We start from the raw sequence: 14477 nt of genomic DNA, 5'->3' as shown, positions 1-14477 counted from the left end.
TTGGTTGTACGGGCGGGACTGTTTGGTTGTACGGGCAGGAGGAGTCAGCGCAGGGCTTTGCGCAGTCCCATGACGCGTTCCACGACCACCACCACGGCAAGAGAGATGAGGATGAGGATCACGGAGAGGGCTGCGACGGCGGCGTCCGCGGAGTTTTCCACGTACCTCAGCACCTGCACGGGGAGGGTTGGCAGGCCTGATTCGGCCACGAACAGTGAGATCACGGCTTCATCGAAGGAGACGATGAAGGCGATGACGCCGCCGGCGATCACGCCCGGCTGGATGATGGGAAGGGTCACGCGGCGGAACACCGTCCAGGAGTCGGCGCCCAGGATGCGTGCGGCCGCCTCACAGGACGTGTCCGTCGTGGCCAGGCTCATCAGGGTGGTCCTGATGACAAACGGGATGGTGATAGCCACGTGGCCGATGATGATGCCGGCGTAGGTGTTGTTCAGTTCCAACGGACCGAAGAGCAGCACCATGCCCAGGGCAAGGACGATGCTGGGGATCAGCAGCGGCGAGAGGAAGAACGACTGCACGGCGGCCTTGGCCTTGAATTCGAACCTGTCCAGCGCGAGCGCCGCCGGCACACCCAGCGCGAGGACAATGAGCGTGACGATGACGGCCACGATCAGGCTGACCTTCATGCCCTCCATGAATGTGCTTTCCTGGGGCAGCATCTCGTACCACTTCAGGGTGATCCCCTCCGGCGGGAAGGACAGGTACTGGTTGGACGCGAAGGACACCACAAACACAATGAGGAGCGGTGCCAGCAGGAACAGGTACAGCAGGAACACCAGCGCGCCGAAGGCGGGTTTGGCGGGGTTGAAGCGCGGTTTGAAGACTTTGGCGCTGCTTGCGTTGGCACTGCTCACGGTCAGCCTCCGATTTTCTTGGTGAGGCGCTGGTAGACGGCGATGATCAGGCCGAAGAGCACCAGCAGGATGACGGACAGGGCGGCGGCGAACGGCCAGTTGAGCAAGCCGGTGGTCTGGTCGTAGATCTCGGTGGCCAGCACCTGCACGCTGCCGCCGCCCAGGAGCCGCGGGGTGATGAAGGTGCTGATGGAGAGGACGAAGACCAGCAGGAACGCCGTCAGGAGGCCGGGAAGGCACAGCGGCAGTGTTACCCGGGTGAAGACTTTGAATTTGCTGGCTCCGAGGGAACCGGCGGCCTCTTCAAGCTGGGGGCTTAGCCTGCCGAACCCGGAGATCATGGCAAGGATTGCGTACGGCATGAAGATTTCCACCAGGCCGATGGTCACGCCGGTCATGTTGTTGGTGAGCTTCAGGGGTGTGTCGATCAGGCCCAGGCCGCCGAGCGAGGAGTTGATCAGCCCGTTGGTTCCCAGGATGACCATCCACCCGTAGGTGCGGACCACGGCGGAGGTGAGCAGCGGGGCGATGGCGATGGCGATGAGCAGGCCGCGCCATTTGCTGGTGCTCCGTGCGAGGAAGAGGGCCACCGGGTAGGACACGATGACGCAGAGGATGCCGACGGTGACGCCCATCTGGAAGGTGTCCAGCGTGACCCGCCAGTAGTAGGGGTCGGTGAGGGGCTGGATGTAGGTGTCCAGGGTGAACGTCTCGACGATGACGCCGTCCGGTGCGCCCTGGTTGAAGGACATCCGGACCATGTACGCCAGCGGGAAGACGAAGCTGACCAGCAGGCCGAGCAGGCCCGGAAGCAGCAGCGCCAGGTAGGTGCGCCGGTTTCGCCGCTCGGTGGCCCGTTCGAGCTGCCCCTCGTCCTGGGCCCTGGGCCGTTCCGGCGCGGCGGGGGCTTCCAGGACCGTCATGCTGCCAGCCTCCCCGGCTGGGCGGCTGCTGGGAGGAGGTAGGCGTCGTCGGCCGCCCAGGAGAGGTAGGCGGCGTCTCCGATGCGGGGCAGGTCGCCGCTGCTGGTCAGCATCTGCGCGTGCAGCTGCTGGTCCCCGACGCGGACCGCGACGGCAAGCGCATCGCCGGTGTAGCTGACCCGTTCAATGGTGCCGGCGAGTGGTGCCTGCGCTGCGCCGGGGTGCAGGGACACATTGAGCCGGTGCGGGCGGATGACCAGTTCGTGGCTGCTGCCTGACAGGCCGGCGGACCCAATGGCGCCGAACCGGCCCAGGCCGTCCACGTCCACCTTGTAGTAGCTTTCGCCTGCCAGGTTGGCCCGTCCCGTTTCCGCGCCGACGCGGGCGGCCAGGAAGTTGGCCTGGCCAATGAAGTTGGCGACGAAATGCGTGCGCGGCCGCTCGTACACCTCGGTGGGCGAGCCGAACTGTTCGATCAGGCCGCCGTTCATCACGGCGATCCGGTCAGCCATGTCCAGGGCCTCGTCCTGGTCGTGCGTGACGAAGAGCGTGGTTGCCCGGGTGCGCTGCTGGATGGATCGGATTTCGGTGCGCATGGTTTCGCGGAGTTTGGCATCCAGGTTGGACAGGGGTTCATCCAGGAGGAGCAGGGTGGGCTCCACCACCAGGGCGCGGGCCAGGGCGATCCGCTGCTGCTGGCCGCCGGAAAGCTCCTTGGTCTGCCGCTTGCCGAGGTGGCCCAGCTGGACCATGTCCAGGGCGGCCGCCACCCGTGCCTTCTGCTCAGCCTTGGAAACCTGGCGCATTTCCAGGCCGAACGCCACGTTTTGCTCCACATTCATGTGCGGGAACAGGGCGTAGGACTGGAACACCATGCCCATGCCGCGCTTGTTCACCGGGGTGTGGGTGATTTCCTTGCCGTCCACCACGATGGAGCCGGCGGTGGGGTCCATGAGGCCGGCAACCATCCGGAGGGTGGTGGTCTTGCCGCAGCCGGACGGGCCGAGGAGTGCCACCAGGTGCCCCTCCTCAACTTCCATGTTCAGGCGGTCGACGGCGGGGTCAAGATCTGCTGCGTATCTTTTGGTCAGATCAACGATCGACAGTTTGGGTTCAGTCACGGTTTCAGTTCTCCTGAAGGGGAAGTTGGGGAGGGGGCGCCGGCAGGCGCTAGTTGGTGATGATCTGGCGCTTCCAGGTGTCGGTCCACTTGTCGCGGGCCGAGGACAGGAATTCGACGTCCAGCGGGACGATGTTGAGGGAGCCGTCGGTGGGAACTACGCGGTCCTTCACATCGGCGGGCAGTTCCGCATTGGTGACGGAGGGTGCGTAAAACAGTGCCTTGGCGAAGGCCGTCTGTGCCTCTGCGGACAGTGCGTAGTCAACGAAGGTCTTGGCAGCCTCGGAGTGCGGGGCGTCCTTCACCAGGTTGATGGTGTTGATCTGGTAGACGGTGCCTTCCTTGGGGAAGGTGACGCCCATCTTCTTGTTGCTCTGGTCGCTGTAGAACTGGCCGCGGGCGTTCTGGCCAAGGCCAAGGACGGTCTGGCCGGTGATGACGTTCTGGTATTCGTCCGGGTTGGGTGCGAACGTCTGGACGCCGGGCGCCATTTCCTTGAGGCGGGTCACGGCGGAGTCAATGCCCTGGGTGTAGTCCTCGCCCTCCATCTTGGAGGTGATGGCGGTCAGGGACAGGCCCAGCAGGGAGGGCGGGGCGTTGACGTTGATCTTGCCGGCGTAGGCCGGGTCCCAGAGGACCTTCCAGCTGTCCGGGGCCTCGGGGAACGTGGCGGTGTCGTACACCAGGCCTACGGCGTCGAGCATCGCCACCGGTCCGTACCCTTCCTTGTCCTGGAACTTTTCCGGGACGTTGGCAAGGTTCGGGACGCTTTCCTCGTCTACCTTCTCGAACAGGCCCTGCTTGTTGCCGGTGGTGGACACGGAGTTGTCCATGATGGCGACGTCGGTAGCGGGGTTGTTCTTCTGGCCCTGGAGGGCGCTGAGCATTTCGGCGGAAGACCGCTTGGAGGCGTAGTTGATCTTGATGTCCGGGTACTTGGCCTGGAAGGGTTCGATCACTGCAGCGGTGTACTGGTCCTGCCAGACACCCGAGTAGGCAATGAGGTTTACCTCGCCCGAGGTGGCGCTTCCGCCGCTGCCGGCTGCCTCGCTGCCGCCCCCGCAGCCGGAAAGGACCAGAACCGCTGCGGAGAGGGCGGCCACGGCCGCCATTTTGCCTTTGATAGTTGCTCGCATTTGCTGTCTCTTTCTCAAGAAGAATCCGGGCTGGTAGCGGACCCTTGGATGCTTTGAAGCTATTGAGTGCATATTTCGGATATGTAAAAGAAAACGCCTATTCCGGTAAACACCGGCTTTATGCAGAACGCGTCTGACGTCATCGTTAAATCGCATGCCTGGCCGGGGTAGAATGAATTGCTCATGAAATAGCGTTCTGGGTTCAACCTAGTGTCAGAGATATGCATCACACAAAGACCAGTTGCGTATCCCTCCATAGCATCCGGTTATGACCTTTAGGGGTTCAGGACGCCGCAAAGAGAGAAGGCGGCCATGGATACGCGGAAGCTTGCGTACTTCGTGCAGATTGTGGATTCAGGAAGCATCACCAAGGCCGCGGCAGCGCTGCATGTGGCCCAGCCGGCCCTGAGCCAGCAGGTTTCGGCGCTTGAGAACGACCTCAAGCAGCGCCTGCTGATCCGCAGCAAGCAGGGGGTAAAGCCCACCGCCGCCGGGCACACGCTGTACCGGCATGCCCAGTCCATCCTGCGGCTGGTGGACCAGGCACGGCAGGACGTCGCCAGGTCCGGGGCGGCACCATCCGGCCGCGTGTCAATTGCGATTGCGCCCTACAGCATGGCTTCAAGCCTGACGCCGCGGATCATCAGCGAGGTGGCCAGCCGGTACCCGGACATCGTCCTGCACGTCACGGAAATCTACGGCGGCGTGCTCAGCGAGGCCATCAAGAACGGCCGCCTGGACATGGCACTCATCTACGAGCCCGGCCCTATCCGCGGCGTGCAGTTCACCACGATGATCGTGGAGGACCTGCACTTCGTGGTCAACGCGGGCAGGGCAGGGGTGCAGCAGGCCGACGGCGGCATCACCCTTGAGGAGGTGGCCCGCCACGGGCTGTTCCTGCCCGAGCAGATCCACACCCTGCGCCAGGCGGTGGAGGCCGGCTTCGCCAGCAAGGGCCTGAAGCTCCGGCTGGTGGGGGAAGTGGAGTCCGTCCCCTCCCTTGCCCGGCTGCTGCGGGCCGATCTTGGTGCCACCATCATGCCCAAGTCGGCTGCGGACGCCCTGTTCCACGAGGAGGACTTCCAGGTGCTGCGCATTGTGGATCCGGCGTTGCAGTGCAAGATTGCGCTGTGCACCCCCGATCATGACCCGCTGTCCGAGGCGGCGTCCGCGGTCCTGCTCGTAGTGAAGGAAATGCTGCAGGAAATGCTCAGCAGCAAATATTCACGGTAGCTGGTCCATAGGTTCCACTTATCGCGTCACTCATCATTGGTCTTAGTATTCCCGCTCCGCCGATCCTAGAATCTAAGAAAAGCCGGACAATTGCGGCGAATTAATTTTTGTGCGGATCAATGGGAGCGCGCCGTGAAAAAGATAAACACCTTGGGGAGAAATTCGGGTAAAAGCCCGGGTTTGATGGCCAGAACCGGATTCCATTGCCCCGCCAATGGTTTTTGGCGGCCGGAGGACCGGTCCGTTGAGCCTGTGTTTGTGTTCGAAGGCAGCATCATGCCGGCCGGCGGCCGGGGGTCCACCGTGTGGCACCTGGAGGATGCGTCATTCGGTCCGCCGGAGTATCCACTGCCCGCGCAGTAGGCCGCACGGTCCCACTGCTCCGGCCTGGACTAGAGGTGCCGGAGGTACCGCTGGGGTGCATCAAGGAACGACCGCCAGCTGCCCACGAGGTCCAGCTCCTCCCAGCCCCGAGGGCGTAGTCCCCACGGCCCTACTTCCAGGATCCGGGCTCCCGGAAGGGCCGCAAGAACCGGCGAGTGCGTGGACATGATCACCTGGGATTCCCCGGACGCCAGGAGGTCTTTCAGGACTCCGAGGAGGCTCAGGCACCCGCTGAAGGACAATGCGGACTCCGGCTCATCCAGCACCCACAGCCCCCGCCCGCGGAATCTGTTGATCGCGAGTCCCAGGAACGACTCCCCGTGGGACATGTCGTGGAAGCGGATATCGTCCCGGCCCGAGGTGCTGGGATTTTTCTCCAGGTAGGTAAAGAAGCCATGCATTGTTTCGGCCCGCAGGAAGTAACCGCGCCTGGTGGTGCCCGCATTCCTGACAAGCTGCAGGTGATCGGCCAGCAGGGATTCACTGGCCCTGGTGCTGTGCCGCGCACCGGTTGACCCGCCTTCGGGAGACAAACCGTACGCCAGGGCTATCGCTTCCACGATCGTTGATTTCCCTGAACCGTTCTCGCCCACCAGGACGGTGGCTGACGTCAGTTCGAGCCCGTCGTCCAGTACCTGTGCCACCGGCGGCAGGACTGCCGGCCACTGCCGACGGTCAAGGACGTTGGATGGATCCTCTTCCAGCCGGCGGATCGGAAATCTGTCGAGGGGCATGCGCCCATTCTCGCAGCCGGCGCGGCGGGGAAAGCGCAGGCCGCCGGCCATTGCCCGGCCGGCGGCTGACGCTCGTGCTCTGATGGAGAGCCCAGCTAGGCCTGTTCCACCAGCAGGCCCTTGGCCTTCAGGACGTCCGTGAGGTTGCAGAGATCGATGGTGGTGCCGCCTGCCTTGTACAGGTCAATGAGGTCACGCTCGGCGTCGTCACGTTCCTGGGAGAGGCGGATGACCTCCTCGATCTCGTCCCTGCGGACCACCACCACACCATCGGCGTCGCCCCGCAGGACGTCACCGGGATAGATGATTTCGTCACCAAAGACCACCGGGTGGTTGATGGGGCCAATGGTCTCCTTGACCGTGCCCTTGATGGACACGCTGCCGGAAAAGACGGGCAGTCCGAGTTCAATGAGGTCCTGGGTGTCGCGGACACCGGAGTCCGTCACCAGGCCGGCCAGGCCCTTGGCCTTCATGGCGTTGCCCAGGACGTCGCCGAACGTCCCGGCTTCCTCGTATTCCCCAGCGGAAGCCAGGATGACGTCCCCGGGCTGGGCGTAGTGGATGGCCACCTGGAGCATCAGGTTGTCACGCGGTGCGCAGCGGACGGTGGTGGCGGGGCCGCAGAAGGACATGGACCTGTCGATGGGCTTGATGCGGGAGCTCAGTGCGCCCCTACGGCCCTGTGCCTCGTGGATGGTGGCTGACGAGAACTTCGCCAGCCGGCTGACGGCGTCGGCGCTGGGGCGGTCGATGGTGGTTTTGACGTGGATCACGGCGTTGTTTCCTTCGGTGGGGTTGGGTCAGGTGAGGGCTTGGACGGCCTTGTCGATGGCAGCGATGGATTCCTCGATGACGTCCAGGCTGGTTGCGTAGGAGATCCGGAAGTACGGGCCCAGGCCGTAAGCGGAGCCCTGGATCACAGCCACGGAGGCTGCATCAAGCAGGTAGAGGGTGAAGTCCTGGTCGTTACTGATGACCTGTCCTTCGGGCGTTGTTTTGCCGATGACCCCCGCACAGTTCACGTACGTGTAGAAGGCGCCGTCCGGCGTCGTGCATGACAGGCCGTCAACGGCGTTCAGGGCGGCGACGGCGGTGTCCCGCCGTTTGCGGTAGGTCTCCACGCTGTCCCGGACGAAGTCCTGGCTGCCGGTGAGTGCGGCAGCAGCGGCGGCCTGGCTCACGGAAGACGGGCAGGAGGAAATCTGCGACTGCAGCTTGTTGATGGCGGCAATCAGCGGCGCCGGCCCGGCAGCGTATCCCAGCCGCCAGCCGGTCATGGCGTAGGCCTTGGACACGCCGTTGACGGCCAGGACCCGGTCCTTGAGTTCCGGGGCCACCTCCACCAGGCTGGCCAGCTTGCCTTCGCCGAAGTAGATCTGGTCATAGATTTCGTCCGCAAGGACAGAGACGTGCGGGTGAACGGCAAGGACGTCGGCGAGCGCCCGCAGTTCGGCACGGGAGTACACGGCGCCGGTGGGGTTGGACGGTGCGTTGAGGATGACCCACTTGGTCCGGCCGGTGATGGCACCGGCAAGCGCCTCGGGTGTGAGCTTGAATCCGGAGTCCTCGCCGCAGGGAACCACGACGGGAGTGCCGTCGTTGGCAAGCACCATGTCCGGGTACGAAACCCAGTAGGGGGCGGGGACAATCACTTCGTCACCGGCGTTGAGGGAGGCCATGAAAGCGGTGAAGATGACCTGCTTGGCTCCTCCGCCGATGGTGATCTCAGCCGGCGCGTAGTGCAGGCCCGTGCGCAGTTCGAGGGTTTTGAGGATGGCCTGCTGCAGTGCAGGAGTTCCAGTGACGGACGTGTACTTGGTTTCGCCGCGGGTGATGGCCTCCACGGCGGCCGCCTTGATGTGTTCCGGGGTGTCGAAGTCCGGCTCGCCGACTGTCAGGTCAAGGATGCGGCGTCCTTCCGCCTTCAGCTCACGCACCCGGGCCGCGGCGGCCACGCTGGCCGAGGACTTGATGCGGGATACCCGCGAGGCAGGTACAAATTCTGGCATGGTCTCTTCCTAGGGGAGTCAGGAGCTCGTTTCCTTCGACACTAGGGAAATCCCGCTGCTGTGGATAAGACCTAAAGTGCGTGGGCGGATAAGCGTCCCTTATGGCTGGCCCACCCACACGTTCCGGTTATGGGTCCACGCACTATTGGTATTTCCGCCCCGGAGCCTTACTGCCTAGCCTTCTAGGTACGTCGGCCCGTTCAGCGGCACACCGAACCGAGGAGTGATCGTGAGCGTTACGCATCAGGACGATGCCGGTTACTACCGCTACCGCGGAATGCCGAAACCCGACCCGGCCGCCCGGCAGGCGGACAAGCTCCGCAGGCTGCTCAAGGCGAACCGGCAGCGCATCGCCTTCAACGCCAGCAGCAGCCGTCCGCTCTCCGTCCGCCTGAACCAGCACATCGCGCAGGCGCTCCGGGACGGGATCAAGGTGACGCGCCTGGCCGAGGCTGCAGGGCTTTCCCGCTGGACCATCCGCACCATCGGCCTGTCCTTTGATGACCTGCTGCCGTCCGGGGCACACCCTGATCAGCAGTTGGCTGTCATCGTGGGGCTGAAGTTGGAGCTGGCCGAACTCGGAGAAGCAAAGGCTGCCCTGGAGGAGCGGCGGCTGAGCCTCCTGGCCTGCGCCCGCCGCCTCGGCATCATGGATGACTTCGAGCTCGCCGCGGTGAGCGGACTGCAAAGTGGGGACATCCGCAAAATGACGTGGGGTCTTCAGCCCGGACTTCTCTAGACTGGCCAGTGGACGTTGAACCACGGACACAGAACGAAGGAGCAAAGCATGAGCGGAGTAGTTGTTGTAGGTGTGGACGGCAGCCCGTCAGCACGGAAGGCTGCGGAAGTGGCGCTGGGCCTCGCAAAGTCGCTGGGAGGTTCCCTCCACATCGTCACCGCATTCGACTCGGACCGGTCCGAGACCTTCGGCGTCGGCTCGGATGAAGTGAAGGTCTGGAACTCCGAGGCTGCCGAAACGGTCGCCAAATCCCTCGGCGAGACGCGGCCGGGAGTGGAGATCAGCTACTTCGCCGCCCGCGGCAAGCCCGCTGACGCCCTCATCAAGGAAGCCATGCGCCTCGACGCCCGGCTGATCGTCGTCGGCAACCGGCGCATGCGCGGCATCGGCCGGCTCCTCGGCAGCGTGGCAAACAGCGTGGCGCACAACGCACCGTGCGACGTCTACATCGCCAACACCTACGACGACTAGCCCTCCCCACCCTTAGAGTTTTTGTCCAGATACGCAGGGTTGAAGGGCCTTAAGCCCTGCATATCTGGACAAAAACTCCCGCAGCGGGGCAAAAGGACAGCGGACGACGGCGGGACCTCCCGCCGTCGTCCGCTTGCTTTATGCGCCTCTTGCTCAAGATTTGCCAAGTTTATCCCGTCGATAGATAAACCCTCTTCCGTTGCCGTCCCGGCCTGCCTACGGTTAGCTTCAACAGCACGCCAAGGGGGATACATGGAACGCTCGGACGACGCTACGCAGACTGCCCGCGAGGATGTTCAGCAGCCCGATATTTCGGATCCGTTGGAGGGCCGGCAGCGCACAGTCGCCGAGTGGACCGGCGACCTCCTGGTCGGCATCCGGCAGCCCGTGCAGTTTCGCCTGGCCGACTGGCCCTAGCCTGGATTCCTAGGTCGAGGCATCCTTCTCGATGTCCTCGGCAAGGTCGTCCACGGCCTCTGGACGCAGGCTGATGCCCGCCTCGTCGAAGCGTTCCTCGAGCACGTGGCTTACGTCGTCCTGGACGTGGCCCAGGCGGATCTCGTCACGGATCTCGTCCGCGATGCTCTCCACCGTCTCCACGCCAGCAACCTCCTCCGCGCCGTCGTCGCCAGAAGGGGCATCTGCGGTGTCAGTCATACTTCATCGTTGCCGGTTGCGCGGGAACGGTCAACAGCCGTGCCTAGCCCTTGATCTCCACCTTGACGAAGTCCTCCCGGTGGAACATCCGGCGCTCGCGCCAGCCGTCCAGGACCACCCAGATGATGGAGCCGTCCGGTGTGGTCCCGTCCACCACGCCGCAGCCGATGGCCTGCCCGTCCTGCGAGAGGCGCACCGGCTGGCCCGCGGGCAGCGCGTTCCAGGACACCCGCCGCCAGCTGTGTGGTTCGCTCGGTTTCATGGCGCCTACCGCAGGACCACGGTCCGGTTGCCCAGCAGCAGGATCCTGCCCTCGCAGTGCCAGCGGACGGCGTTCCGGAGGGCCACGCACTCTGCGTCCCGGCCCACGGCCACCAGGTCATCGGCCGTATACGTGTGGTCCACCTCGATGACCTGCTGGGAGATGATCGGCCCCTCATCCAGCTCCGCGTTGACGTAGTGCGCGGTGGCTCCGACCGTCTTTACGCCGCGTTCATACGCCTGGTGGTAGGGCTTGGCACCCTTGAAGCTCGGCAGGAACGAGTGGTGGATGTTGATGGTTTTGCCCGCAAGCCTGGCCGAGAGCTCATCGCTGAGCACCTGCATGTACCGGGCCAGGACCACGAGTTCGACGTCGAACGCGTCCACGAGCTCCAGGAGCCGGGCTTCGGCGTCGGCCTTGGTGTCCCTGGTGACCGGCACGTGGAAGAACGGGATGCCGTGCCACTGGACCAGGCCTTCCTGGTCGCGGTGGTTGGAGACGACGGCGACGATCTCCACCGGGATATCGCCGGTGCGGGCGCGGAACAGCAGGTCGTTGAGGCAGTGGCCCATCTTGGACACCATCACCAGCACGCGGCGCTTCCGGCCGTGCGGCTCCAGCTGCCAGTTCATCTGCCACTTCTCCGCAACGTGCGCGAAGCCGCGGCGCAGGTCCCCGGTACTCTGCCGTTCCTGCGCCGAGGCGAAGTGCACGCGCATAAAGAAGTGCCCCTGCGCTTTGTCCCCGTACTGCTTGATGTCGATGATGTCGCACCCCTGCTGCAGCAGGAATTCCGAGATCGCGTGGACAATGCCGGGTGACTCCACGCAGTCAACCGTCAGGACATGCTCGACGGCGGTTGGCTGGTCCTGCGCCGCGGCACCTGCCGGGGAGCTGGGGAGGGTTGTGTCCGGTACCGTGCTCATTTCTTCACTCCATCGTTCAACGCGTCGTCAAAGTCGCGGTCAATTGCGGACGCCTCGGTATCCAGGTCCTGGGCAAGCTCGGACTTGAACGTGGCGTACCGGGCCAGGTGCGCGGGGCGGCGGCGCAGCACCAGCCAGGCGGCACCGAGGATGAGGAACCACACCGGCGTGACCAGCAGCGCCAGCAGGGTGTCCTCCTGCGTGGTCAGCGCCCACAGGACGAAGGCGAAGAATGCGAACACCACCCACACCATGGGAACCCCGCCGGGCATCCGGTATTTGGACGCCTCGTGCAGGTGGGAGCGCCGGCGCCGGAATGCCAGGTAGCTGGCCAGGATGATGGACCAGACAAAGACGAAACAGACGGCGGAGACGGTGGTGACCATTTCGAAGGCCTTGCCGATGTCCTGGCCCGCGTACATCAGGATGACGCCGGAAAGCAGCAGGACGCAGGAGAGGAACAGGGCGTTCTGCGGGACCTTGCGGGCGGACAGGTGGCGGAAGACCGACGGCGCGTCCCCCTCCTGTGCCAGGCCGTAGACCATGCGGGAGGTGGAGTAGATGCCGGAGTTGGCCGAGGACATGGCCGAGCTGAGCACCACCAGGTTCACCACGGTGGCGGCGGCACCAAGGCCGGCCAGGGAGAACATGGCGATGAACGGGCTGTGGCCGGCCTGGAACTGGGTCCACGGGGTGACGGACATCAGGATGATCAGGGCGCCCACGTAAAAGAGCAGCACGCGGATGGGGATGGAGTTGATGGCCCGGGGCAGGTTCTTCTCCGGGTCCTTCGCTTCGGCGGCTGTGGTGCCCACCAGCTCAATGCCTACGAACGCGAACACCGCGATCTGGAAGCCGGCCACAAAACCCATGAACTCGTTCGGGAACATCCCGCCGTGGCTCCACAAATTCGTGAAGGTGGCAGGGCCGGCGTCGGACTGGAAACCGGTGAAGATCATGAACATGCCCACGATGATCAGCGCCGCGATGGCGATGATCTTGATCAGCGCGAACCAGAATTCGGTCTCGCCGAACGCCTTGACCGTCACCAGGTTCAGGAGCAGGAGAATGGCCACCGTGGCCAGCCCCGGGATCCACAGCTGCAGGCCGGGCCAGAGTTCCTTGGAGTAGCCGGCTATAGCGATCACGTCCGCGATGCCGGTGATCACCCAGCAGAACCAGTAGGTCCAGCCCGTGAAGAAGCCCGCCCAGGGGCCCAGGAGGTCCGCCGCGAAGTCGCTGAAGGACTTGTAGTTCAGGTTGCTCAGCAGCAGTTCGCCCATGGCCCGCATGACGAAGAACAGCATGAAGCCGATGATCATGTAGACAAAAATGACCGATGGTCCGGCTGCGGAAATGGTTTTGCCCGAGCCCATGAACAGGCCGGTGCCGATGGCGCCGCCAATGGCGATCAGCTGGATGTGCCTGTTGGTGAGCTGCCGCTCGAGATGCGGCTCCTGGTGGGTTGTCACAGGGCTAGTTGTCACGTGCTGCTCCTCGGATCAAAGCTGTCTGGAGTGCGGAAGGGGAAGAAGCGGCCGCATCGTTGGGGACCGCATCGAGGCTGTTGAAGCTGTAAAGGTGGATGCCGGCGATGGTGCCGGGCGTGTTTTCGAGCCCGGCCACCAGGGAGTCCGGTGAGTACCGGTCGCCGCTGAGGAGTTTGCGGGCCAGCGGGCCCTTGCGGCTAAGGAACCTCAGGGAACTTCCGACGCCGATCTGCGTGGCGAGTGCCACCAGCTTGGTCCGCGGGACGGACCCCGCCACGCCCGCCCAGAGGGGCAGGTGGACGCCTTCGCGGCGCAGGAGCGCGGCGTAGTCGTGGATCTTTCCGGCGGAAAAGCACATCTGAGTGACCACGTGCGAGGCAAGGTGCTGCTTGGCCAGCAGCCCGTCCAGCAGGTCCAGGGGGCTGACCAGCGGGTGGCCCTCCGGGTAGCCGGCCACGCCCACGCGCATCATTCCGCTGGTGTACTGGGCGATGTCCTCGAGGACCGGAAGCGCCGAGTCGTAGGTGCCCGCAGGCTGCTTCCGGTCTCCCCCAATGACGAAGACTTCACGGATTCCCGCAGCATCGCAGCCGCGGATGATCTCGGTGAGCTCTGCACGGCTGCGGATGCCCCGGGCGGCGAGGTGCGGGACCACCTGGTAGCCCGCGTCGCTCAGCTCCACGGCGGTGCGCATGGTCCGCTCGATGCCGTGGTGCGGCAGGCAGGTGACGCTCAGCGGCGTGGCCGCGGACACCCGGGCCCGGACCTGCTCAACGATTCCCTCGGAGGGAATGATTTCGATTCTGACGGGGAACATCATTGGTCCTGTCTTTGCTTCAGTTTTCAGAGAGATTCAGCGCTGGCTGTTCCGCCTCACGCAGTGTTGGCGATGAGTGAGCTGGCTTCCTGGCGGGTGCTGCCGGAGGACTCGATGTGGGCGAGTTCGGCGGGGATGTCCCAGCCTTTCTTCCGCATCGCGGTGGCCCAGAGCCGGCCGGCGCGGTAGGAGGAACGGACCAGGGGTCCGGACATGACGCCGAGGAACCCGATCTCGGTGGCCTCGTCCTGGAGGTCCACGAATTCCTGCGGCTTGACCCACCGGTCCACCGGCAGGTGCCGCTCACTCGGGCGCAGGTACTGGGTGATGGTGATCAGGTCGCAGCCGGCCTCATGCAGGTCCCGCAGGGCCTCGGAGATCTCCTCGCGGGTCTCGCCCATGCCCAGGATCAGGTTGGACTTGGTCACCATGCCCAGGTTCCGGCCCTGCGTGATCACATCCAGGGACCGCTCGTACCGGAACGCCGGGCGGATCCGCTTGAAGATCCGCGGCACGGTCTCCACGTTGTGCGCGAACACTTCAGGTTTTGAATCGCAGATCGCTTTGATGTGCCCGGGTTTGCCGGAGAAGTCCGGGATCAGCAGTTCAACGCCGGTGCCGGGGTTCAGCTCGTGGATCTTCCGGACCGTTTCGGCGTACAGCCACACGCCCTCGTCTTCGAGGTCGTCGCGGGCCACGCC

Annotated in this window: 17 protein-coding genes; 4 read left to right on the top strand and 13 right to left on the bottom strand. The window is 64.5% G+C overall.

Going from position 1 to position 14477, the window contains the following annotated elements; translation table 11 throughout:
• Positions 1-44: 44 nt before the first annotated feature.
• The 4 genes from IEX43_RS17020 to IEX43_RS17005 are packed head-to-tail and all read right to left on the bottom strand — an operon-like array spanning position 45 to position 4054.
• The gene (locus IEX43_RS17020; RefSeq protein WP_188812899.1) at positions 45-875 is read right to left on the bottom strand and encodes an ABC transporter permease; all 831 of its coding nucleotides are present in this window, start codon (positions 873-875) and stop codon (positions 45-47) included.
• Between the two features lie 2 nt (positions 876-877).
• The gene (locus IEX43_RS17015; RefSeq protein WP_188812897.1) at positions 878-1798 is read right to left on the bottom strand and encodes an ABC transporter permease; all 921 of its coding nucleotides are present in this window, start codon (positions 1796-1798) and stop codon (positions 878-880) included.
• Positions 1795-2919, bottom strand: a complete 1125-nt coding sequence (locus IEX43_RS17010) for an ABC transporter ATP-binding protein (RefSeq protein ID WP_188812895.1) — start codon at positions 2917-2919, stop codon at positions 1795-1797. Before IEX43_RS17010 ends, IEX43_RS17015 begins: the two co-directional genes overlap by 4 nt.
• Positions 2920-2968: 49 nt before the next feature.
• Positions 2969-4054 carry an ABC transporter substrate-binding protein gene (locus IEX43_RS17005; protein WP_141000423.1) on the bottom strand — a complete coding sequence of 362 codons (1086 nt, stop codon included), beginning with the start codon at positions 4052-4054 and terminating at the stop codon, positions 2969-2971.
• 312 nt (positions 4055-4366) lie between these two features.
• Between IEX43_RS17005 and IEX43_RS17000 the strand changes: the two genes are divergently transcribed.
• Positions 4367-5287: a LysR substrate-binding domain-containing protein gene (locus tag IEX43_RS17000; protein ID WP_188812893.1), complete on the top strand. Its 921-nt coding sequence runs from the start codon at positions 4367-4369 to the stop codon at positions 5285-5287.
• Positions 5288-5679: 392 nt separating this feature from the next.
• On the opposite strand, the gene IEX43_RS16995 is transcribed toward IEX43_RS17000, so the two are convergent.
• The 3 genes from IEX43_RS16995 to IEX43_RS16985 all read right to left on the bottom strand — a co-directional run bounded on the left by IEX43_RS16995 (position 5680) and on the right by IEX43_RS16985 (position 8414).
• Complete coding sequence (locus IEX43_RS16995; protein WP_188812891.1) at positions 5680-6405, bottom strand: AAA family ATPase; 726 nt, start codon at positions 6403-6405, stop codon at positions 5680-5682.
• Positions 6406-6500: 95 nt separating this feature from the next.
• Entirely contained in the window at positions 6501-7178 is a 678-nt protein-coding gene (locus IEX43_RS16990; RefSeq protein WP_188812889.1) for a 4-carboxy-4-hydroxy-2-oxoadipate aldolase/oxaloacetate decarboxylase, read from the bottom strand.
• Between the two features lie 27 nt (positions 7179-7205).
• Positions 7206-8414 (bottom strand): aspartate transaminase, encoded by a 1209-nt coding sequence (locus IEX43_RS16985; RefSeq protein WP_188812887.1) that lies wholly within the window; start codon positions 8412-8414, stop codon positions 7206-7208.
• Positions 8415-8643: 229 nt separating this feature from the next.
• Here IEX43_RS16985 and IEX43_RS16980 point away from each other — a divergent pair, with 229 nt between their 5' ends.
• The 3 genes from IEX43_RS16980 to IEX43_RS16970 all read left to right on the top strand — a co-directional run bounded on the left by IEX43_RS16980 (position 8644) and on the right by IEX43_RS16970 (position 10041).
• Positions 8644-9153 (top strand): hypothetical protein, encoded by a 510-nt coding sequence (locus tag IEX43_RS16980; RefSeq protein ID WP_188812885.1) that lies wholly within the window; start codon positions 8644-8646, stop codon positions 9151-9153.
• A 48-nt stretch (positions 9154-9201) separates the two neighbouring features.
• Positions 9202-9624 (top strand): universal stress protein, encoded by a 423-nt coding sequence (locus IEX43_RS16975; protein WP_188812883.1) that lies wholly within the window; start codon positions 9202-9204, stop codon positions 9622-9624.
• A 252-nt stretch (positions 9625-9876) separates the two neighbouring features.
• Positions 9877-10041 (top strand): hypothetical protein, encoded by a 165-nt coding sequence (locus tag IEX43_RS16970; protein ID WP_188812881.1) that lies wholly within the window; start codon positions 9877-9879, stop codon positions 10039-10041.
• A gap of 9 nt (positions 10042-10050) precedes the next feature.
• On the opposite strand, the gene IEX43_RS16965 is transcribed toward IEX43_RS16970, so the two are convergent.
• From IEX43_RS16965 to IEX43_RS16940, 6 genes are all read right to left on the bottom strand, one after another.
• Positions 10051-10281 carry a hypothetical protein gene (locus IEX43_RS16965; protein ID WP_188812879.1) on the bottom strand — a complete coding sequence of 77 codons (231 nt, stop codon included), beginning with the start codon at positions 10279-10281 and terminating at the stop codon, positions 10051-10053.
• Positions 10282-10324: 43 nt separating this feature from the next.
• Positions 10325-10543 (bottom strand): hypothetical protein, encoded by a 219-nt coding sequence (locus IEX43_RS16960; RefSeq protein ID WP_188812878.1) that lies wholly within the window; start codon positions 10541-10543, stop codon positions 10325-10327.
• A gap of 5 nt (positions 10544-10548) precedes the next feature.
• Positions 10549-11469 (bottom strand): formyltetrahydrofolate deformylase, encoded by a 921-nt coding sequence (purU, locus tag IEX43_RS16955; protein ID WP_188812875.1) that lies wholly within the window; start codon positions 11467-11469, stop codon positions 10549-10551.
• Entirely contained in the window at positions 11466-12956 is a 1491-nt protein-coding gene (cycA, locus tag IEX43_RS16950) for a D-serine/D-alanine/glycine transporter (RefSeq protein WP_229666513.1), read from the bottom strand. Before cycA ends, purU begins: the two co-directional genes overlap by 4 nt.
• The gene (locus IEX43_RS16945; protein WP_188812873.1) at positions 12946-13779 is read right to left on the bottom strand and encodes a methylenetetrahydrofolate reductase; all 834 of its coding nucleotides are present in this window, start codon (positions 13777-13779) and stop codon (positions 12946-12948) included. The genes cycA and IEX43_RS16945 overlap by 11 nt, the downstream gene beginning before the upstream one ends.
• 53 nt (positions 13780-13832) lie before the next feature.
• Positions 13833-14477 (bottom strand): lipoyl synthase (locus tag IEX43_RS16940; protein ID WP_188812871.1); only part of this gene is annotated, 645 nt, incomplete at its 5' end.

Origin of the sequence: Pseudarthrobacter polychromogenes (assembly GCF_014644495.1) — a bacterium.
In the GTDB taxonomy this organism is placed as follows: Bacteria; Actinomycetota; Actinomycetes; order Actinomycetales; family Micrococcaceae; genus Arthrobacter; species Arthrobacter polychromogenes.
This window is presented reverse-complemented; position numbering and strand designations above follow the sequence as displayed.